The organism is Paenibacillus sp. FSL R5-0744 (assembly GCF_037972555.1).
GTDB lineage: Bacteria > Bacillota > Bacilli > Paenibacillales > Paenibacillaceae > Paenibacillus_AQ.
In genome coordinates this window covers 2,611,090-2,632,776 of sequence record NZ_CP150228.1, presented here as the reverse complement: position 1 = coordinate 2,632,776, position 21,687 = coordinate 2,611,090, and the positions used below count along the sequence as shown (strand labels likewise).

The window sequence follows — 21,687 nt, the reverse complement described above, 5'->3', positions numbered from 1 at the left end:
TTCCCTATATGAAGTATTATCTGTTTTCTGCCTTCTAAATACAGATTCTATGATTACGCCCTACTTCCCTTCTTTAAGTCACTACTCTCCTGACCCGAGCCATTCGGAGCCTCTTAATATATTTCCAATAAAAAAAGACCACAATCACGTTAGCACATGTTGTGGTCTTCATTCTACGTTGCGATATAGAGTGGTTATATTTCAGGCATTTCATTCACAATCTGCTCCAAAGTAACCTCCTGAAGGACATTCTCCATCGCCTTTTGCGCGAGCGAGAATACCGGTACAATGGCGCTGGCTATATTTTTGCCGACTGGACAATCGGGATTAGGGTGCTCATGAATTGAGAACAACGAATCCTCCTCCACCGCGTTTACTGCCTTATAAATCTGAAGTAGTGTAATTTCAGCGCTACTACGTGAAAGTGAGGCTCCCGCGACTCCGGGACGGGCCGTTACCAGTCCTGCTTTTTGCAACATACTAGTTAGCCGGCGGATAACTACAGGGTTGGTGTTCACACTACCAGCTATCCACTCCGAGGTACTTTTACCCTCTTTATTACTGTCGATTAACGTTAATATATGAATGGCTACCGCAAATCGGGTGCTGATGTTCACTATAAATCTCTCCTTTTGCCATACTACCCGGCTAGCAACAAGTGCATTAATCAGATGCAACAATAATAGTTACATTTTATGCATTTGTCAAACACTGAAGGAGATGCAATTCAGGATCGTAATTAGTGAATATTATGCTTTTTGAAATTACCACCCTTAACTTCTGCTACATCATATACTACGACAAAAGCGTTAGGGTCAATTTCATGAATGATTTCCTTGATTTTGCTTTCTTCCAGACGGTTAATTACACAGGTAATTTCTTTGAATTGTTCATTGGAGTAACCACCGTATGCATCAGTATAGGTTGCCCCACGTCCCAATCGGTCACGAATCGTTTCCACCATAATTTCCGGTTGAACGGTGATGATTTTGAAAGTTTTAGAGCCGCTCAAACCTTCTTCAACGATATGAATCACTTTAGAAGCAATAAAATAAGCAAGTGCGGATAGAATCGCCCCTTGTAGCCCAAATGCAGTTGAAACAACAATAAAGACAAACATGTTTAGGAATAAGATTAGATCACTTGTCCCAAAAGGTATTTTTCGTGAAAGCAATACAGCCAACATGTCGATCCCATCTAACGCTCCACCATTACGTAACGCTAAGCCCATACCAAAACCGATAATAATCCCGCCTACAACAGTAATTAATAATGTATCTCCTTCAATAATCGTTGGCACATGGTGCATAAGGCTTGTACCAATGGCTAATGAAGCAATACCGATAATGGAATAAATAGCAAAGCTTTTACCAATTTGCTTATACCCTAACCAAACAAATGGGATGTTAATTATAACAATTAGCAGCCCTAACGGTAATCCAAACAGCTGTGAGCCAACGATACTTAGGCCTGTTACACCACCATCTGAAACGTTGTTAGGTATTAATACGGATTCCAGGCCATATGAAGTTATAAGTGCCCCTATAATAATTAATATGACTTTTGAAAATATCTTCAGCTTATTTGATTTTTGATGCTGTCTTATTCCATGCATTCCATTTCCCCACTTCAAATTAGTTTTTTATATCACTGCAAGTGAAAAACATCCACTGGACAAAAGCCGACAAAAAACAGTCTATAATAAATGTCACCACTTTGGCAAATCAGACGCCGCTAGTATGATATCTATTATTTTACCCATATGACTTAAAATAATCTTATCGTTCCATAAAAAATGAAAAAACCAGACTACGAAAATTCGTAATCTGGTACTCTTCTCTATCACACCTTCAAGTATTCGTTATATAATTCCTCAAAAGTATCGTATCGTTCAACTTTCCTTCCCACCTTATTATATTCTTCCAGATATTCATCCATGACCTGCAGGAACTGCTCTTTAAATAAATGCAGATGATCTGAATCAAAATACTGCATAATATCAAACTTTTTTGTTCCCCTTGATTCTGTCATTTCATCAAGAAAATTTTGTGTGCCCATGGCTGCATAATAAGCATAAGATTTATCATTTAATTCCACACTTGCTATAACCTTATTGCGGCAGTTACACCATAATTCCTCAAAGGTGCCACCAAGATTATCATAGGTTGGGACAGGCTGAATCACAAAATCCTTATACATTTTATTATATAAATCATTGACGCTTTCTAAAAATCTATATGATGCACTTCTGATTTCAACGATAGTCTTCGCATCGATCACAGCCATATATATATTTTCAAAATCATCAGGAACATAACGATACGTAGCTATTTCCTCCAGATATCTCTTAAGTCCCCTTTTAAAATAGGTATTGTTCAAATGTGTTAGAGCATTTACCGAATTGTATACAACTTCGCATGAAGCATACCTCACTGCTCCGATATCTTCAGAAAGTAATGTATTCGTATATTCTTGTTTTGCTATGTCTATATTCTTTTTCGCTCTACTAATACATTCACTCCCTATAGGCTTAGCCAAAGCATCGAGAGCTCTTTGTTTATATAAGTTTAGCTTTTCCAGATATTCGGGTTTCGCACAATATAACAGCTCTAAATCTATCAGACACGAAATCATTGGGCTCTCAAGATTCGCTTGATCTTCTATCCTTGTTTCCCATGGCGTACAATAGATGTCGTATCCAACATCCTCCAGAATAAAACACGAAGATATCCCCCAGCCTTGGGCCGTGTTATTAATTATAATTAGATCAAGATCGCTTTTTTCATGAAAATCTCCGGTACTGAAAGAACCTGTAAGCCCAATGATTGCAATGTCATCAGGAAAATCTCTCTTAGCACGTTCAATAACCATACTAATAAGTCTGTCATTTTTATTTAGAATTTTTTGTCTAATATCCGCATCCAAATCCAATTCTCCCCTTAATCCATATTAATTCCATTGTATATGGATATCGCTCAAGTAAATATCCCGACTTTATCTATATTCAATCTATACCAACTACAAGCCCTCCTCCTTCTTCTGGGTAAACAAATAACGCGCTGGCGAGAGTACGGCTCTTCTCCACCAACGCGTTATCTAATAATTATGAATGCTTTTCTCACTGCTTACTTTAGTAAATGAAAATTTCATCTAAAGGTCTTCCGTCACAAGGATTAAAATCAATCCCTAAAATCTTTGCCATCGTAGGAGCTATATCTACCATTTTGAGATCCCCTATGGGAAAATCACTTTTCACCTTATTCCCTGAGATCACCAAGTTGCATCTATAATCCTCTTTATCGGGAAAGTAGCCATGCGTAGCATATTTAATCCCTTGTTTGTCCAAATCAACAATCGTAGGTTCATCCATGCTCTCATCGAAACAATAGCCTCTTCTAGCTTCAAGCATATATTTAGTAGATGGGCCCACATGAAGTTGATTCAGCTGCTCTCTAGTATACATTTCCTCTATACCTGAAGCGTCATCATCCATATATTCCTGAATAACAGCTAACGCTAATTGTTCAGCTTCTTCATCACCTTCTTTAATATGCAGATAAGCGGATCCGCCCCCACACTGAAAGTAAGCTCTCCACTTCATTTCGCCGTTCTCTTTATAGATCAACCCTTTTTCCTGCAAAAGGTTGTTCAAATGCACTTTGTACCGAACATTGAACTGGCCATGGTCACCCAAAACTAAAAAAACCGTGTCATCCTTTATCCCGGCTTCATCCACTGCTTGCATTATATCACCTAATCTCTTATCCATACGTGTGATTACCCGCTTCACTTCACCGCTGTCAGTACCGTAGACATGCTTGGCGTCATCCAGATCAATCAAATGCATCATAAGAAGATTAGGCTTTTTACGCTTAATCGTTTCCATCGCACACTTTGTCGTGAAGTCATCCAGATAAGGCTGTTCAATTCCTTTTCGAAGCCGTCCATATTTCAGCTCCATTTCAATGCAATATAACGGGCTCCCGCTTTTTAACACCTTCAGTGCCTGATTTTCGTTGTTGATGGCTCTGATTTCAGGGATATTATATTGGATTGAGGATTTCCCTGATACCGGCCAGAGGATTCCTGCGGTACTCATGTTATGCTCGCGCGCAGCATCATAAATCGTGGGCACCTTTATCGCATTTCTGAACCAGAACCAGCTTTGCTCCTTTTCCTTCACAAACGGCTGAAATGGATTGTTATGGTGGATACCATGCTTATCTGGATATACACCGGTTGCTATCGTAGTGTGTACCACATAAGTGAGCGTGGGATATACACTTTTTAATTGATTACTATGCGCTCCGTTCTTAATCAATTTCGATAGGTTTGGAAGACGGCTGGCCATTTCCCATTGGTCTTCTGAAAAGGCATCGTAAGAGATGACAATCAGATGTTTGGCCATTGCCGTTTGTTCTTTGCTTGACTTCATAGGATAAGTCCCTTCGGTTCATCTTGTTCAAGCTTCTCTTTTGGTAAAGTTATAAATACGAAGAATCCAATAATGAATAGTGGGATAATCGCTAAAATACTAAATTTAGCGTTGCCTGTTAGGGTAGTTGTTAATGACATTACAGCAGGACCCACAATCGCCGCAAACTTGCCAAAGATATTGTAAAAGCCAAAGAATTCATTGGATTTTTCCTTAGGAATAATCTTCGCATAATAAGATCTGCTAAGCGCTTGAATCCCTCCCTGGGCAGATCCAATTAGCGCTCCCAGAATAAATATATGCCACACTGAAGTAATAAAGTAAGCAGCGATACAAGAAATGATATATGTAAAAATCCCCACGATGATCATCGTTCTAGCTGAGTATTTTTTGGCAAGATTACCGTACAGGATAGCACACGGAAATGCGATGATCTGGATAACTAATAAGATCCCCAGTAAAGTAAAGGTATCAAAAGCATCCGCACCCAGTACCGATGTGGCATATGGCACTACCATTTTAATAATCGTATCTACCCCATCAATATAGAGAAAGTAGGCGATCAAGAATACAAATACTACTTTATGCTGTCTGACATTTTTAAACGTGTCTCCCAGTCTTATAAAGCTATTAATGACCGGTTTGGGTTCAGGTTCTATGTAATATCTTTGCTGCACATCCTTGATCATAGGCATGGTCAGCAGTCCCCACCAAAGGGCAGTGATTATAAATCCAATCTGATAGCCGATTGATTTATCCATCCCCATAAACAGAATCAGCAGTAGGCTGATACCGAATGGAATAACGCTGGCGATATATCCAAAAGCAAACCCTTTTGAGGATACCTTATCCATCCTTTCATCCGTGGTTACATCCACCAGAAAAGAATCATAAAAAATATTGGCCCCGGCAAATCCTATGACTGACAAAATATAAAATACAATCAATAACTGCCACTGCCCACTCGCAGGTGCAACGAAAGCCAGCGAAGCAGTAGCTATCACGCCGATCAATGAGAAAAATATGAAGAAGCGTTTTTTCTTATCCTTATAATCTGCCATCGTTCCTAAAATCGGGCTAAGGATGGCCACCAGAATACTCGCTATGGAATTAAAATACCCCAAATCCATGCTGTTGTTAACATTCGAAAACATCCCAAATACAATAGGCAGTAAAGCCGTTGTAACCGCCATCGAATAAGCCGAATTTCCACAGTCATATAAAATCCATGATTTTTCCTCTTTACTTAGTTTCATCTAACAGCCACCTTTTCACCTAGTTCCTTCTGTTATATCACTTAAGCATATGTGGCATGTTAAATGCATGTAAAACTACACTTCATAATTCCACTGGAGAGCTGATCCTCATGTCCTCTCCTGTATTGTCAAACTTTTAAGGACCTCAGCAACCTGTAGAGCATACTTTTTACTCAAACGTGACTTACCAAGATTACTCTTCACAATCTTAATCATTCGGGTATCTCGGCTCTTAGCGAATTTCTCCAGCATGGCAAAGCCCGCTTCAGGTTCACTCGCCACAAATACACTTAAGCTGTATTCAAGCCCCTTAGATAATACACGAAAATGCTCAGCGTCCTCATATTGCACTTCCCCACTACCCATATTTTCCATGATTCGAGTAGCCAACTGAAGACAATAAAGCGTATTCTCTTTCTCTTTTAAAAGAGGAGGATGCGCTAACGCTGCTACAAAAGCTCTTTGTTCAAGCCCGTTCGCACCCTCCTCCCACATGTCGATCAACTGCCTGATAAGGGCAAAACGATCCTCCCCTATACTTTGCAGCGCCATAGCAGACGCTTCACGCATCCTCCATCTGGAGTCGTTCATGGCTGTCTTAATGATGCTCTGAATCATAATTCGCTGCTCTTCTTCAGCGTAGCTGTAATAAGCGCCCAGGGCTCTAACCGCACAAAACGGCAGAAACTCACGGGGATCATTCACCCCAGCTTCTGCCTCTGTAAGATTAGCCCAGGAATTAAGAAACTCCCAGTCTGTCTCTGTTAGTTTAGGATGGGCAAAATGTTTGGCAAAATTGCCTGATAGCTCCAAATTCACTCGTGGTCCGGGAAGATTGCTCTCCTTCATCAGCAAATCTCTAAGCTGTACCCACTGCTCCTTATCGCTTACCCATTGCTGAAACAGCATATCCATCATTTTTTGTCCAGCCATCTCTGGTCCCTCCGGTATTTACCTTTAGATTTGAACAATCCCCTGCATCTCGTATGGATAATCAATCTGCTTTTTTACCGAATTCATCGCTGCTTCTCCAGCCAAGCGTGAAATCAGATATAACCCCAGATCAATGGAAGTGGAAACTCCACCACCTGTAATCACATTACCATCATGCACAATACGGGTCTCCACAACTTCTTCACAGTAAGGTTTTAGTAATTCATAGGCAGATGGATGGGTAGTAGCTTTCTTCCCTCCTAGCAGCCCCGCAGCCCCAAGCAGCAGTGAGCCTGTGCAGACAGATACCTTATAAGGAACATTGTGAGCACCAGCAAGCCACGAGACAAAACCTTCATCATAACGAAGTTTCCGTGTCCCCATCCCTCCAGGTACAAATACCATGTCATACTTCGAAAGCTCTGGCAGCACTTTTCCAGCTTTAACTGTGAAACCTAACTCATCCGTCACTTCCTCCGACGCTGCACATATATCCCAAGACAAATTTTTGCCGATTTCAAATTGCCCCAATCGATAAATAACATCATAGAACCCCGCAAAATCTAAGAACGTAATCCCGTCAAAAAGTATAAAGGCGATTTTCAATTTCGCACTCTCCTCTTTATGGCTTGGTTAGGATAATAGGCTCACCTTTAGTCACAATAATCGTATGTTCAAACTGTGCTACCCGGCCATTGTCTACGACACTCAGTGTCCATCCATCCGACTGCTGCTCCACGTAATCTGCTCCAGTAGAAAGGAAGGGTTCAACCGTAATCACCTGTCCCTCTTTTAACACTGTAGTCACTCTTGGATTGTAGAAAGGTAAGATTTCAAAAGGCTTCTCATGGAGTGATTTGCCAATCCCGTGGCTGCACAGATTACGTACCACTCTATAGCCGCGTTTCCGAGCTTCGAGTTCCATCATTCTGCCAATCTCATTGACCTTCATCCCTGCTCTCAGATGATTGATCACGCTCATCATAGTTTCCTCTGCACTCTGGCATAGTCGAAGAATGTCATCATTATAAGGTGGTAGTTGAAACGAAACTCCGGCGTCCCCATAATAACCATTCAGTTCAGCAGATACATCAATATTGATCAAATCACCAGCATTAATCACTCTAGGACCAGGAATCCCATGAGCAACCTCTTCATTCACACTGATGCAGGTGCTGCCTGGAAAATTATACGTTATCATTGGGGCTGAAGATGCTCCGAATTCCGCTAGAATTTCAGCTCCAATCTTATCAAGCTCCGCTGTTGTCATACCTGGAGTTACTTTCTTTTTCATCTCGGCGATGGTATGTCCTACTACTCTCCCTATGGCTTTTAGCCCTTCTAAATCTTGTATGGTATCACTCGTCATCTATCACACATTCCTCTCACTTCTGGTATGAATCACTTGTCTAACTTCTGAAATGCACTTCCATTCCACTGAAAAATATCTTCCATCTGTTTACCGGCTACATTATCGTAATAACTTCTCTTGAAGCTATGATCATCCACTTTATCAAGCTTTATCGAATACCCCTTAGGACTGCTGATAAATAAATCAGAGCCAAGTTTGATCCCTAATTCCTCTATAACGTTATTTTTTCTAAGCGTAAATAGCTTGTAGAAGTAACCGTTACTGGATCCGTACTGACCAATCGTAAAATCCGGATCGCCGTCGCCATTATAGTCCTCAAACTGAATTTGAAAAAAATCATTAAATATTATGGGATCCTCAAAATGTTCACTGAGTGGAAAGCTATTCAAAGTTCTCCCTTGATTATCGATAAGAACAAGCCCAAACCTGCCACTCCAATTCCTTCCCATCAACGGACCTGGTATTGTCCAATCCTCACTGTAGGTTCCATCTAAAAGCTGCAGATTCAAGAATCCAGTTCTATTAGTTAAGGGATAGAGATCATTATGTGATATCGTTACTGGACCTGTAACCTTAACAGAAGACTCCAGCGACTCCGTCTGTTCTATGTTCGCCTGATCTGCTGTTCCATAGATGAGTTGTCTTATTTGATCTGCGTTTTTCACCGGAATAGAGTAGCCCTGACCACCATTCTCAGCTGTAGTAAATAAACCTTTATAGCCAAGTTCATTACCTATTGCTATGTAATAATCCTCCGAGTAGCCATCACCATAAACAAGTTCCATTTTAAATTCAGGGGCCCAATCCAGCTCCCCCGATAATTTATTGCTCTTGTTCATAGCCTCCGAAAGCGCCTTAATCAGAGCGGAGTCCTTCAGTATTAGGGTCTCAAAATGTTCGGGTCGATCAACTTGGTTCTGATCACTAGTTGTTACAGGAGTTAAAGACACTCCGGCGATCCACCTTGCATTGATGAAGCCCACATCATTCTTACACCCGCTTAAAAGAGCAACCAAGAACAAGGGTACAACCCATAGTAATTTCCTAATGCGAACCACCTCCAAGAAAAGAAACATAACCCAATTATAACAGCGTCCATAAATTTAAAGAAATCGACTTTCCGAACCGTTACAAGCATAAACGCCTTCGGCGTCCCTATAAGGACGGCAAGTGTTTAAGCGAGAAATATAAGGATAATTTATAGCATGGAGCATATAAATTCTTATATTTTAAAAAAAAGACTATAACCTGCTCCTTTAATGAGTGGTTCTAGTCTTATAAAATCAAGTAAATATGTAGTGATATGATCAGACGATTAAGCTTGAATTGCCTACCGTCTTAAGCCAAGCCTCTGCAATAAGTGCATGGCCCGCAGGTGATGGATGTACTCCATCCGGAGCCCAATAAGCAGGCTCTGCTTTCACGGATGCCGCAGCAAACAGGCCATCCAACGGAACAAGTAATGCACCATATTCACGTGCCAATTCACGAACAATGTGAATTTTAGGGTCCAAATCCTGGCGCCAAGTTCTACGATCTTCTGGGACAGGCAACACAAATGGCTCGATTAAGACTAAATTAGCAGCCAGCGAATGCTGCGTGCGTTCGATCAGGTCACGATACGCAGCTTCAAATTGTTCAGGCGTTGTTTCCTGACCAGAATCAAAGCGGCGCCAAGTATCGTTAATCCCAATATATATGGACACCCACGTCGGCTTCAGATTCAGGCAATCCTTCTCCCAGCGTTCCTGCAAATCTACTGCACGGTTGCCGCTAATTCCACGATTATAGAACGTAAGATTCTTCTCAGGATATAAATGCCCCAGACGAGCGGCGACCATCAATGCATAACCTACACCAAGCGATGAAGCATCATCATAATTACGACCCCAATCCGTTATACTGTCGCCTTGAAACAGAATGACATCGTTTTGTCGGAATAACATCACGTAATCCTCCCCTATTTTCCCCTGTTAATATTAGCCAATATAGTATATCAAAAATGAATACTACGTACTAGGACAATCATTAACAATTCATGGTAGAAACCACTAGAGATCAACAAAAAAACCTGCTCAAATTAGAGCAGGTTTTCCAATAATACAATTAATAAGCTAAGCTAAACAATCCTTTAATGTGGGACAAGTAACGAATATTACTTGCTTCCTTCATCAAGGTTGCAGGCAATCCTTTTAGCGGAGTTGAGCTAGCACCAACGATGGCTACACCGTCTTTACGACCTAAGCTCGCAAGCGTACCTGAGTTGATCGGACTAAAGGATTCAAATGATTTATCCTTCAAGTATGCATAAAGATTGTACCCGATCAATTCGCCCATTTGCCAAGCGATTTGTGCAGTTGGTGGATATGGACGACCATCTTCGGCAAAGACAACGGCGCTGTCACCAGCAACGAATACGTCTTTGTGTGATGTGGATTGCAAGAATTCATTTACCGTTGCACGACCACGGTTCACTTCAAGACCGGACTCACCAATCAGTGGATTTCCTTGTACGCCGCCAGTCCATACGAAGGTGTTAGCAATAATTTTTTGACCATCTTTCAAGTCAATGACATTATCCGCTACATTCGTAACAGGTAGTCCTGTCAAGAATTGAACACCACGTTTTTCTAAGCTTGCCACTGCGCGTTCGATCAATGCATCTGGCAATACTGGTAAAATCTTAGGGCCTGCTTCAACCAGCATCAGTTTAATTTCTTTAGGATCCACGCCATATTTCTTAGTGAGTGTTGGCAACACATCAGCGATTTCACCAACAAGTTCAACACCTGTTAAGCCACCGCCACCGATTAGGATGCTTGCATCCGCTGGATTTTTAGACTTCGCATATTCACGGATACGCTCATCAATATGACGATGAATTCTGTTAGCATCTGCTGCCGATTTCAAAACCATACTGTATTGCTCAAGACCTGGAATGCCAAAATAAGCCGTAGTGCTTCCAAGACCCACAACTAAAGCATCGTAGGACAATGTCACACCATCAGATAGTGTAATTTGTTTGTTTTCAACAGAAAAAGAATTCACCTTTGCAATTTTCAGGTCGATATCTTTACCTGCAAAAAGCTTAGCTAATGGCATAGCAACAGCACCTTCTGCAACACTACCCGCTGCAAGACGATGCAATTCTGTAATAATTTGATGTGTAGGATATTGATTAACGACTGTAATTTTAGCTTCGTCCTTCTTCAGGTACTTGCGTACAGTTAAGGCGCTTAGTAGACCACCATAACCTGCTCCTAGAATGACAATATGTTTAGACATGATGTTTCCTCCGTCCTTACGAATGAGATATAAAAAATATTATTTCTGTTGACTGCGTTCGCCGGCAACTTGAAGATAAGCATTTACGAAACGGAAAAGCTTCTGTGCTTGTGGATCTTTCATCATCTTCATAAGACCAAATACACCGATCACATCGCTATTTTCATTCGCACGATCTTGCGCTTCGATCACTGTAGCTGCCATATTCTTCGCCGAATGCACCACTGGTTCAGCAAGTTCTTTAATTGCACTTACCGTATCACTTTTCAAGACTTCATCCGCAGCAACAGTTTGAACAAAGTCATATGACTTTGTGAGCACGCCGACAAGCTCTGTTAATTTTGGCAACTGTTCCACTAAGACAGTTAACGACTCCTGAACTTCAGGCTTCAATAGCTGCTCTAGAACATTCATTTGTTCTTGAGTGACAGCTAATTTTGGTGATTCTTGCTCAGGTTGTGTTTGAGTGATTGTTTCTGACATATCCGAATCTCCTCTGCAAATAAGCTTTGCTGCTTAATAGTAATAAAAAAATAAAAACTTATAACGCCATATTTCTATTATAGCACTTATCAAGTTATAAATGTCACAAAGTTTTTGATTTTTTCTAAAGTTTTGTGATTTTTATTACATTAAAATAAATTAGTCATAATTTTCGATATTATTTATACATGCATAGATGATTTAATGCTTATTGTGTAAATTCATTCAGATTCATCTCCGCTTTCAATAAAACCTCGACCATTGCCGAATTGTTCTTTAATGGTAGCAATCTAAAATACAGAGAACGAACGAAATTTTTGGTGTTCACACGAGCAACGTACTGGCCGCGGCTTCTCGGCCACCCCCCACATTGCTCCAAGTTGCGAATCCAGTCGACAATAGATTGTTGTGGAAGTAAATGATGATCTATCATTGTAGCTACAATCGTAGCGATCCGTTCATCTTCTTCGTCGCTAAATATGTGCTGATCGTTGTAAAGCATCCTTTGGATGACTGCCAAAACCTCTTCCCTTATTGCAGCATCACTCTCCGAGCAGAGTACCAGTTCATCCAAGGCATCTGCGCCATGGGCTGCAGCATGAGCCCAACCTTCTTCAGGCATAAATCCTCGTAAATCCTGTTCTTCCTCATAATATCTAATAAGCGCTTCCTTCACATTTGTAAACTCTGCGCTAGCTAAAAAAGCCTGTTCCCTATGCCGCTGAAGAATCAGCGCAACGATCAGTACCGAAAACGTTCTTGTGAACACAGCCTGATCTTCTTTGCTGCCAATGTGATAGAACAAATGCTGCTCGTCAAGGAGAATCAAAAGTAGTTCACGAAGCTCCGCATCACTAAACCATTGTTTCTCGTTAACCCATTTGTAGAAGGTGGAATAGATCAAGTCATCTCGTAGCTTCGGCTGTGGATCTCCTATGTACTCAAGCATCAATTTCACATAATCCCTTAATTGCTCCCCACTTCTAAGCTCGTAATCGTTCTCTTCAATTCTTTGCAAGTCAATTATCAACTGCTCTCTAGTATCGTTCAACATTCCCACCCTTTCATTAATAAAAGCAATTAAATTTTTCGTATCCTAACATCCTAATTTACATCCCAATATTTTACAACATAGTAATTATTCTTCGACATTCCAAAGTACTTAGAGAGCTGAATGTAAATGAAGTGAATTTAATCATTGACGAATATAATTAACTGTGCTATTTTGAGTTAGTAACTAATAGTTAGTTCATTTATAAATATCACTTATTTATAATTAACAAGCAAATACATAACATATGGAGGAATAACTCATGAGCGCTTTTACAGATTTGATTGAATCCCGCAGGTCTGCTATGAATTTTGTTGAAGGGGTGAAGATCCCTCAGAATGAACTTGAGGAAATGTTCTCTTACGCCAGATTGGCTCCATCTGCATATAATCTTCAACATGCCAATTATAAAGTGGTTTCTGATGAGAATTTAAAAGAAGAGATTCGTAAAGCGGCTTACGGTCAATATAAAATCCACTCCGCCTCAGCGGTAATAGTGGTACTCGGGGATAAGAATGCTTATCTGAAAGCCCCAGAAATCTTCGGAGGACTTAAAGCTTTAGGGGCTATGAGTCAAGAGGATTATGATGCAGAGATAGAAACGATTAACAATGCATACAAAGGAAATGATGCTTTCCAAAGAGATGAGGCTATTCGGAATGCTTCTCTGTCTGCCATGCACTTCATGCTGATTGCCAAAGATAAAGGCTGGGATACCTGCCCGATGATCGGCTTTGATCCGGAAGCGATTCAATCCACTTTAAATCTACCCGATCATATGGTACCGGTTATGCTGATCACTATCGGAAAAGACAAGAAACATAAAATCAGACCACGTGGCTATCGTAAACCGGTCAATGAATTCGTTGAATTTATCTGAGGGTTATTGGAAGATATCGATAGATATAACAAAAGCGTTTCATCCGATATTTGAAGTTCGGATGGAACGCTTTTTTACTAAGGATGTGGAACTTAAATCTTTCTTCACTACTTAGCATACTGAAGAATTGCAATTGCTGCTCGTTCCCGTCGTTCGGCGTTCTCACTAACAAGAGCTTCCTTCAAAATATCGAGCGCCATTGATAATGTCTCTTCATCCACATGCATTCGATTACTCACCGCTTGCTCTGAAACAGAAGAACCTGTAATCCACAGATCCACACGAGCACTAGGCATCGGCCCCTTATACTGTTTGACCACTCCACTATCGCTAAGAAACTCTTTTATCCCTGCGTTTAGATCGGTTATAGGAAGACTTTTCAGCCAAGTTACACCACGTCGATGGCATGTACCGATGTCTGGCGCGTCAAATAATTCATTGTAAAAATAATCGCCAAGATCTCCTAGATGTACCCAATCGCCATCACACATCAACACATAATCGCCATCCTGCATCGTATGTACAAAGAGTTGAATGGCTTGTATATGTTCTGTAAGCTCCAACTCACTGTATTGGTATGTATGAATCATCCGATCACGGAGCTCCACTTTACTGATGTTCTCCAAATCCCCTATTCCGGGATATCCGATACTCACATAATTATCCTCTAAAAATGCTGTGATTCGTTCGGTCCCAAGCGGTTTTGATCCCATCTGAAACAGATTCATAGATCATCCCTCCAAGTAATTAATATAATATTTTTCCAGCAAAGAGAACTCTCCTTAGCAAGCTCATATGCCTATCCTCCATCCTGCGTCCTCATTGGTGTAATTAAAAAAAGTGTGGACGAAGTCATGTCTACAGGCTGTATCACCAGTGGTCTTTCTTTTCCAGCAAACCTTATTCTAAGCGTCTCACTATCGATCGCCCGAAGGATGTCTCTGAAATATTTTCCGTTAAAAGCTACTCGAAAATATTCACCTTCTAGATACTCCAATGGAATCTCCTCCTTTGCCTCACCCACATCGGCGGTCCTGGATATTAAATGAAGTATACCGGAGGGATATACACCGAGTGTTACACTTTCACCAGCCAATATAGCAATACGTTCAACCACACGCAACAAATGCTCTGTCTTAACGATCACTTCGGATATATATACTTGTGGAATTAAATTATCGACATAGGGATAAGTGCCCTCAAGTAGCGCAGACTGAACCCTCAAGCCATCAGAAATAAATCTGATTTGTTTCTGACCTATCTCGATTTGGACGCTGCTGCCCTCATCATCGTTTATTATTTTTAAGAGATCCTCAAGGGTGCTGCCCGGTATAATAACATTTAAAGGACTTGCTCCGTAATCTTCTACGTTTTCAACAACATGCTGAGCGAGGCGGATGCCATCAGTGGCGACTACGCGAATAATTTGATTATCTATTTGAAGTGAAACACCTGTGAGCACAGGTCTAGTCTCCAACGAAGAGACCGCAAAAACCACATGTTTAAATATTTGCTTCAAAAGTGTGTTCTTCATGCGTATCTTTTGGGTGTTTGGATGATCCACGTAATGGATTCTCGGAAATTCTGCAGTGTCCATCCCGCATAAACGAAACTGAGTATTGCCCGATTGGATATTTAGAATCAATGTCTCTGCGATTTCCAGCCTAATTAATCCAGGGTCAAGCTTGCGGATGATCTCATAAAAATAACGTGCGGGCACTACGATCTCACCTGGTTTGTGTACAATCATCGAATCCATCTTCACAGGAAGCTTATATTCAATGGTCATTCTTATATTGCTGGCTGTTAAAGTCAGACCCTCCACTTGCGCCTGAATATGTATTCCGGAAAGAACACGGGAGGAACTATTCGCGGATATAGCTTTTAAGACTGCTTGTAGTGCAGTGCTAAGAGAATCTTTTGACACATGGATTAGCAAAGACCTCACCTAACTCTCCTTAGATTCCTTTGCAAAATGTGCCTCAATAATGTTCCGAAATACCTGGGAGCGAGATACGTTCTGTTCCTCACAGGCCTGCTCTATCTCCTGCCAGATGTTTTCTGGTAACGTCAAAGATACCTTTTTAGTTATACCGGTGCTTTTTCTGCCAGCCCCTTCCCGAAGACCTCCCCTCGTAAAAAGAAACCCTAACTGCCCATCTTTAGTAGCTACGCCTACCTTAACTTTATCCTTAGAGCTGCTTGTGATATCGCTTGTGATTTTAGAATAGAATTCACTTAAAATTTCATCTCTGTGTTCGTCTTCGAATTTATGATCACTCAATCCTCACACCTCATAATTTGAATTTAGTAACTAAAATCAATATATCCACTATTTTCATAATACCATACATGCCAATAATCCACCACCATTCTAGACACAAAAAAAACACCCCATAGATCGGAGTGTGTGGTTAGCTGGGTAAGCGTTCGAAATTGTGATTGTAAGAGTTAATTACCACACTATCTCAAGATATTTTGGTAATTTGGTGTAAGGTCAGACTTTCGTGGGTCTTTCAAATGCTTGAATGATTCTAACTTCACCTTAGGACCAGGAGTGATTCTAAAAGTCATAGTGTCCTCTCCAACGGAAAGATGTGGACCCACTGTAGGGTGTATATTGAGTGTAATTAAGAAATCAAACCGACGAAATCCATTCACTCGCTTTATATCTGTAACATCTACTAAATAAGGATACACTGTCGGAGTTATCGTCAGAAGTGGCGCATAAATCTCAGCAATTTTTTTCTCAATATGGGGTAAAAGGAAGAGCATTAGTGTGTCTTTGTACATGAGCTCGCGGGAATCCTGATCTGGAAGCTTCGGTTCCGATTCAGATCTAAGCGGAGCCTCAGATTGCGGTTGAACTAAGACATTAGCGGAGCAAGGTTGTTGCCCCAGCAAGAACATAACTGCGATAAGAAGAGGAGCAATCCAGCTTTTTTTCATCAAAATAGCCTCCTTAGGGAACTTTTTATAAATTCCCCAATGAGGCCCTATTTTTATACGCTAAATCTCAATTGTGTTAAAAAGAAAGGGATCTCCCCTAAGATAATTCCTTAGAATCGCTTGCGCATAAGGCTGTTCTGCTTTCAGTCCCTCGGTTTCTCTAGGGTCGGGTGCGTGATGGCAATAATTTTCGATCATAACCATGACCGTAAAATTCTCTAAAGTCTGAAACCACTCCCCATCAAGCTTGGCCACACTTTCGTAACCCTTAATGACCAGTTCTCTTTGTAAAGGATACAACCCTAGAATGGTATGTGCCACATCATAAAGATAATATCCCCAGCCACATCTTCCGAAATCAATCGGTCGAGGTTCACCCTCTTTAAATATGATGTTCCCTTGATGTAAATCACCATGGATAACCCCATAAGTCCTTCTGTTCTTATTTTTATGCTGCTTGCTTAACCAGCCGTATAATTTCTCAGCCGCAGACTGATACAGCACGAACTCATCATCCGAAAGAAAACTATGGTAGTGCAGCTTTAATCGGAGCATTGCTTTTCTAAAGCTATGTTCATCCCACACAGGACGATTAAAGCCTGGAGGTAACTCAAGCTCCTGTGCCGCTTTATGTAGCTTGGCTAATAGAACGCCTTCTTTGTAAATTTGATCTTCGGTAAGTCTTTCGTTCGCATGTTCGCCTTCAACCCAGCGCATTAACGATGCATATATACCATCCTCATTACCTTGCTCCACTTTGAACGTAACAGAACCCGTTCGATCATGAACGCCTTTCGGCAGGGGGACATCAATTTTCCTCTTCAAAAGCTCCAGCCAAGCGATTTCGGAGTTAATTTCTTCTTTAGATCTCCCCGAGTGAAGACGCAGCAAAAAAGTCCCCTCTTTATTAGTCTCTATTACAAAAGTGCAGGTGTCCGATCGTTGGATAAAACGAATCTGTGTCCAATCGAGGTCAAAGTGCCGGAGCGCCATTAAAGCTGCTTGCTTATAATTATTTCTCATCGCAATGGAATGTACACATCAACCTCATCAGGCCACGTAGGATTAGCAAACTGATAAACTTCAATAGCCAATGCACGATCATTACTCTGCAAACCATTTTCTCTCACATAAGTATGAAGAATCTCATAAGGATCGCCTTTGGATTTCACCTGGACATACCGATGAGCCGGGATCGTAAAACCAAGCATACCTTCAGGAACATTCGTGAGTTCCTCCACTTCCATACAGATCATATAGGTAAATAAATTCTCCGAAGTAAAATGTGGACTAAGGTATCGTTCAGGGTGAATAATATTGCTAATTTCATCTTTTCTACTATTAAATTCTCGCTTCATCGCTTCTACTCTTTCCGTCTCGTGCCCTACAAAGGAAGAAGTAATACTCAAGCCTATTAGCTTCATTTCCGGTAATTCGAGCACTTGGACTACACCTTCATCCATCATGAATAATTCATCCCTTCTATGATTATTTAAAATGAAAATATCTGAAATAAATATTTCTCTTGAAAATAATTTCAGAAAACTAAATAATATAAAGCAGTACTACATGTCGGATCTATCATCTTAATAAGGGTGGAGCTTCATTACAGACAGAAGAAAGGTTGAACATCGGCACCATGAACGCAATTCCAAACCTCAACAAGGAACCAGCCCGTGTGGAAAAAACACGCAAAGAACCTTTCCCCATCTCTATTCTTTCACTTACCGTAGGCGCTTTTGCCATTGGAATGACTGAATTTGTCATCATGGGTATTTTACCAAATGTCGCCAAAGATTTACAGGTTAGTATTTCTACTGCAGGTCAGCTCATCACGATGTATGCCCTTGGGGTAGCCGTCGGTGCTCCTATTCTAACCATCCTTACACAACGAATTCCACAAAAGAAACTGTTATGCCTGCTCATGGTATTATTTATTCTAGGCAACGGAATCTCTGTATTTGCTCCAAACTATACCGTTCTTATGGTTGCTCGTATCATCACAGCTTTAACACACGGGACTTTCTTTGGCGTTGGTGCAGTGATCGCTTCTAATCTGGTCAAGCCCAATAGGCGGGCCGGAGCCGTATCCATTATGATGGCTGGTCTAACGATTGCTAATATCGTCGGTGTTCCTCTAGGAACATTTATTGGGCAAAACATGGGCTGGCGCGCCTCATTTGCTGCGATAGCAGTCATGGGAGTCGCTGCACTAATCGGCATTCTTATTTTCATTCCAAAGATTAAACAAGACAAACCTGCTAGTGTAATCCAGCAAATTTCTGCGCTAGCTAATCCTAAACTGCTTCTATTCTTACTGATCGGCGCGCTTGGTAACGCCAGCTTGTTCACAGTGTTCACTTATATAGCGCCACTGCTAATGGAAGTTACCGGCTTTGCCGAGCATAGTGTGACATGGATTCTAGTTCTCTTCGGTTGTGGTGTAACCATCGGGAATATCGTTGGCGGGAAGCTTGCAGATTGGAAGCTGATGCCTTCTATCGTGGGACTTTATTTCGCGGTTAGTGTCATTCTTACGATCTTTTCCTTCACAATGCATAGCCCAGTAGCTGCGGTAATCACAATATTCTTCTGGGGTATGGTGTCCTTTGCGGTCATGCCAGGATTACAAATACGGATCATGAGTCTGGCTCAGGCCGCTCCTGCACTTGCTTCCACAACCAGCCACTCCGCAGGTAATCTCGGAAACGCAACAGGTGCTTTCATCGGCGGATGGGTCATTTCTCATCTTGCGATTACTTCGCTGCCATGGGTCGGTGCCGTTCTGGTAGGACTCGGTCTGGTACTGGGGATTGCTTGTTATGTAGCAGAACGTAAAGAGAAAGTGGCGTAATTTTTATAGGCTTATATTAAAAAACGAGGGTGTCTCCAAAGCGATGAAAATGGCTTAGGGACGCCCTCGTGTTTCATTTTACAAACTATAGCTATCTACTATCTTATGGCTTCATTCTTCTAATGCTCAGCATCTGATTTGCCCCTTTTTGAAATTCATAAGGAACCTCCATTTCCTCCACAGCGAAACCTTGTTGAACCATCTCATCTATAAGGCGATCTAGATGCTCATATCTTTTGCAAGACAGATCAACTAAAGGGAAAATACGAAGTTCTCCTCTAGTCACCCGCATAAGTTCATTAACAGTCCTTAGATGAAAATCATAATCCAGCCGATCACTATACATAAATAGGAAATGCGCAGACAATGTCAGATCAAAATCCTCATCATTGAACGGCAGATTAGGTAAAATCACAGGAACATATCGCGCCGGGGTTTGTCTCTGATCCCTGATGTTATCGTTTAAAGCCCTACTCCTCGCTTGTGTCAAATCCTCTATAGACTTGAAGTAGTCCCATACAAAATTGCCCTGTACCTTAACCAGTTCAGACATAGCATGCTCAATATCTTGAACACCTTTATCTTCAAGCTCATCCGCAGAGTAATAATAAGCGATATCCGCAGCAGTCACGTCACTCCCTAACTGATTCGATATCGCTGTAAAAGAGCAGGCACCTGCAGGACAATCCAAAATCCGCCTGCCTACAAGATCCGCTTCTTTCAATTTGAACATCTGTAAATATTCCTCAAAGGTCCTTCCTATAAAAACAATCCTCTCCAACTCAAGCTTTCCCTCTACTCCGCTCATCTCATCTCACCTTTCCTCATCTCGGCTAATACTGCTCGCTTTTTACTTCTGTTTAAATATATGTATAAGATAATCTATAAGAAGTCCTAGAATCAGGAACGACCCAAAATGAATTACATACGTGGGAAATCTGACGCTGATTAATATACTGCTTGCAGCCCATTCCGTATTATTAACATCAACCATCCAGTTTGCAAAGGGCTTCATGAAAATCAGCGTATCTATAATTGGATTAAGTCGTACAAGAATGATGTTTGCGATCTCAATCCCCAAATAATCACCCAGACAGATGATGATACTAATAATCGAAAACCAGAAACTGAATTTTCTCCTTAAAAACATCAAGCACCGCCCTCTCTTTTTTTCCTAATACATACAATTCGTTTAAAATTCAAAATATCCTTGTCGCGGATAGCTCCTGCTTTAAAAAATGATACAATCTGGAGCTCGCCAGCTTCAAGGGATAATCCGAAAGTTTACATAGGATACCGCAGGTCATATCGATAACCTTTCCCTCCAGTTTTCGCACTACCGTTCCTGCAGGGGCCGGATTCAAGACTATCTCAGGGACAAGAGCGACGCCTAAGCCACTTTCCACAAAATATTTTAGAGCCGACATGCTTCCAATCTCCATAGTATCGAACGGTGCACCACCTGATTCCTGTAGCACACTTTCTAATTTTTTGCGATAAGGACAGTTTGCTGCCGTAATAAGTAACCGATGATCCTGTAAATCCTCTGGCGTGATATTCTCCTTGGAAGCTAGCGGATGCTCTTCTGGCATAAGTAACACAAATTCCTCCGTAAATAAGGGTTCAAAATAAAGCTCCTTACCCAGCTCTGGCGCTGAACATACAGCCATATCAATTTCGCCTCGCAAAAGCAGTTCACTGAGTGCAGCGGTTCCCGCGATCTCCACGGAGACTTTCACTTTCGGAAACTGCGTCATAAAGCTGCTTAACAGCTGCGGCAAACGATAGCTCGCCGTCGGATCCGTTACCCCTATGCGGAGGTTGCCAGCTTCACCTATTTTTAAATCAGCCAAACGGCTCTGTAGCCGCTCCATGTCCTTAACAATATGTAAGCTCTCTTCATAAAACAATCTGCCAGCTTCAGTTAAGCTGATTTGTTTTCCCCGCTCAAGCAGTTGACATCCTAAGTCGGTTTCAAGCCTCTGCATTTGCATCGTGACCGTGGATTGGGCATAATTCAATTCCTCTGCTGCACGGTTAAAGCTTCCTGAACTCACAATGGTTTGAAAGGTTTTTATTGTTTTTAGATCCATTTCTGAGCCCTCCACTACTTAATTCAAATAAATTGAACCAAACCTTCAATTAATTCAATTATACGAAATCCAATAATCACTATAGAATACTCTATA

The 21,687-nt window shown here is 41.2% G+C and carries 24 protein-coding genes; 2 read left to right on the top strand and 22 right to left on the bottom strand.

Going from position 1 to position 21,687, the window contains the following annotated elements:
- Positions 1-194: 194 nt before the first annotated feature.
- The 13 genes from MKY19_RS11340 to MKY19_RS11280 all read right to left on the bottom strand — a co-directional run bounded on the left by MKY19_RS11340 (position 195) and on the right by MKY19_RS11280 (position 12,818).
- Positions 195-617 carry an Rrf2 family transcriptional regulator gene (locus MKY19_RS11340; protein ID WP_339802825.1) on the bottom strand — a complete coding sequence of 141 codons (423 nt, stop codon included), beginning with the start codon at positions 615-617 and terminating at the stop codon, positions 195-197.
- Between the two features lie 122 nt (positions 618-739).
- Positions 740-1,615: a YitT family protein gene (locus MKY19_RS11335; protein ID WP_179085712.1), complete on the bottom strand. Its 876-nt coding sequence runs from the start codon at positions 1,613-1,615 to the stop codon at positions 740-742.
- A 227-nt stretch (positions 1,616-1,842) separates the two neighbouring features.
- A complete protein-coding gene (locus MKY19_RS11330) occupies positions 1,843-2,925 on the bottom strand; it encodes a nucleotidyltransferase domain-containing protein (RefSeq protein WP_339802822.1) in 1,083 nt (360 codons plus the stop codon).
- A 205-nt stretch (positions 2,926-3,130) separates the two neighbouring features.
- Complete coding sequence (locus MKY19_RS11325; protein ID WP_339802819.1) at positions 3,131-4,435, bottom strand: ectonucleotide pyrophosphatase/phosphodiesterase; 1,305 nt, start codon at positions 4,433-4,435, stop codon at positions 3,131-3,133.
- Entirely contained in the window at positions 4,432-5,691 is a 1,260-nt protein-coding gene (locus tag MKY19_RS11320) for an MFS transporter (RefSeq protein ID WP_339247299.1), read from the bottom strand. Before MKY19_RS11320 ends, MKY19_RS11325 begins: the two co-directional genes overlap by 4 nt.
- 108 nt (positions 5,692-5,799) lie before the next feature.
- Complete coding sequence (locus MKY19_RS11315) at positions 5,800-6,624, bottom strand: hypothetical protein (protein ID WP_339802816.1); 825 nt, start codon at positions 6,622-6,624, stop codon at positions 5,800-5,802.
- A gap of 24 nt (positions 6,625-6,648) precedes the next feature.
- The gene (locus tag MKY19_RS11310) at positions 6,649-7,230 is read right to left on the bottom strand and encodes a DJ-1/PfpI family protein (RefSeq protein ID WP_339802813.1); all 582 of its coding nucleotides are present in this window, start codon (positions 7,228-7,230) and stop codon (positions 6,649-6,651) included.
- Positions 7,231-7,246: 16 nt separating this feature from the next.
- A complete protein-coding gene (gene map / locus MKY19_RS11305; RefSeq protein WP_042187221.1) occupies positions 7,247-7,993 on the bottom strand; it encodes a type I methionyl aminopeptidase in 747 nt (248 codons plus the stop codon).
- Positions 7,994-8,025: 32 nt separating this feature from the next.
- Positions 8,026-8,946 carry a hypothetical protein gene (locus MKY19_RS11300; RefSeq protein ID WP_339270530.1) on the bottom strand — a complete coding sequence of 307 codons (921 nt, stop codon included), beginning with the start codon at positions 8,944-8,946 and terminating at the stop codon, positions 8,026-8,028.
- Between the two features lie 357 nt (positions 8,947-9,303).
- The gene (locus MKY19_RS11295; RefSeq protein ID WP_339802808.1) at positions 9,304-9,942 is read right to left on the bottom strand and encodes an SGNH/GDSL hydrolase family protein; all 639 of its coding nucleotides are present in this window, start codon (positions 9,940-9,942) and stop codon (positions 9,304-9,306) included.
- Between the two features lie 160 nt (positions 9,943-10,102).
- The gene (locus MKY19_RS11290) at positions 10,103-11,281 is read right to left on the bottom strand and encodes an NAD(P)/FAD-dependent oxidoreductase (protein WP_042187216.1); all 1,179 of its coding nucleotides are present in this window, start codon (positions 11,279-11,281) and stop codon (positions 10,103-10,105) included.
- 39 nt (positions 11,282-11,320) lie between these two features.
- Positions 11,321-11,764, bottom strand: coding sequence for a DUF1641 domain-containing protein (locus tag MKY19_RS11285; RefSeq protein ID WP_042187214.1), 444 nt, complete (start codon positions 11,762-11,764; stop codon positions 11,321-11,323).
- Positions 11,765-11,972: 208 nt separating this feature from the next.
- A complete protein-coding gene (locus MKY19_RS11280) occupies positions 11,973-12,818 on the bottom strand; it encodes a DUF2785 domain-containing protein (RefSeq protein ID WP_339802805.1) in 846 nt (281 codons plus the stop codon).
- Between the two features lie 259 nt (positions 12,819-13,077).
- Here MKY19_RS11280 and MKY19_RS11275 point away from each other — a divergent pair, with 259 nt between their 5' ends.
- Positions 13,078-13,695 (top strand): nitroreductase family protein, encoded by a 618-nt coding sequence (locus MKY19_RS11275; RefSeq protein ID WP_339270525.1) that lies wholly within the window; start codon positions 13,078-13,080, stop codon positions 13,693-13,695.
- Between the two features lie 107 nt (positions 13,696-13,802).
- On the opposite strand, the gene MKY19_RS11270 is transcribed toward MKY19_RS11275, so the two are convergent.
- From MKY19_RS11270 to MKY19_RS11245, 6 genes are all read right to left on the bottom strand, one after another.
- Positions 13,803-14,423: a hypothetical protein gene (locus MKY19_RS11270; RefSeq protein ID WP_339802802.1), complete on the bottom strand. Its 621-nt coding sequence runs from the start codon at positions 14,421-14,423 to the stop codon at positions 13,803-13,805.
- A gap of 71 nt (positions 14,424-14,494) precedes the next feature.
- Complete coding sequence (dnaN, locus tag MKY19_RS11265; protein WP_339802799.1) at positions 14,495-15,622, bottom strand: DNA polymerase III subunit beta; 1,128 nt, start codon at positions 15,620-15,622, stop codon at positions 14,495-14,497.
- Positions 15,623-15,643: 21 nt separating this feature from the next.
- Complete coding sequence (locus MKY19_RS11260; protein ID WP_339802796.1) at positions 15,644-15,979, bottom strand: hypothetical protein; 336 nt, start codon at positions 15,977-15,979, stop codon at positions 15,644-15,646.
- Between the two features lie 179 nt (positions 15,980-16,158).
- Positions 16,159-16,644: a DUF3888 domain-containing protein gene (locus MKY19_RS11255; protein WP_339802793.1), complete on the bottom strand. Its 486-nt coding sequence runs from the start codon at positions 16,642-16,644 to the stop codon at positions 16,159-16,161.
- A gap of 60 nt (positions 16,645-16,704) precedes the next feature.
- On the bottom strand, positions 16,705-17,667 hold the full coding sequence (locus MKY19_RS11250; RefSeq protein WP_339802790.1) for a phosphotransferase: 963 nt from the start codon (positions 17,665-17,667) through the stop codon (positions 16,705-16,707).
- On the bottom strand, positions 17,664-18,110 hold the full coding sequence (locus tag MKY19_RS11245) for an effector binding domain-containing protein (RefSeq protein ID WP_339270514.1): 447 nt from the start codon (positions 18,108-18,110) through the stop codon (positions 17,664-17,666). Before MKY19_RS11245 ends, MKY19_RS11250 begins: the two co-directional genes overlap by 4 nt.
- A gap of 173 nt (positions 18,111-18,283) precedes the next feature.
- On the opposite strand from MKY19_RS11245, the gene MKY19_RS11240 reads away from it, so the two are divergent.
- Complete coding sequence (locus tag MKY19_RS11240; RefSeq protein WP_339270512.1) at positions 18,284-19,498, top strand: MFS transporter; 1,215 nt, start codon at positions 18,284-18,286, stop codon at positions 19,496-19,498.
- Positions 19,499-19,601: 103 nt separating this feature from the next.
- Here the strand turns inward: MKY19_RS11240 and MKY19_RS11235 are convergent, their stop codons facing one another.
- The 3 genes from MKY19_RS11235 to MKY19_RS11225 are packed head-to-tail and all read right to left on the bottom strand — an operon-like array spanning position 19,602 to position 21,591.
- Positions 19,602-20,306: an SAM-dependent methyltransferase gene (locus MKY19_RS11235; RefSeq protein WP_339270511.1), complete on the bottom strand. Its 705-nt coding sequence runs from the start codon at positions 20,304-20,306 to the stop codon at positions 19,602-19,604.
- A gap of 42 nt (positions 20,307-20,348) precedes the next feature.
- Complete coding sequence (locus tag MKY19_RS11230; RefSeq protein ID WP_042187201.1) at positions 20,349-20,648, bottom strand: hypothetical protein; 300 nt, start codon at positions 20,646-20,648, stop codon at positions 20,349-20,351.
- 49 nt (positions 20,649-20,697) lie between these two features.
- Positions 20,698-21,591 carry a LysR family transcriptional regulator gene (locus MKY19_RS11225; protein WP_339802786.1) on the bottom strand — a complete coding sequence of 298 codons (894 nt, stop codon included), beginning with the start codon at positions 21,589-21,591 and terminating at the stop codon, positions 20,698-20,700.
- Positions 21,592-21,687 lie beyond the last annotated feature (96 nt).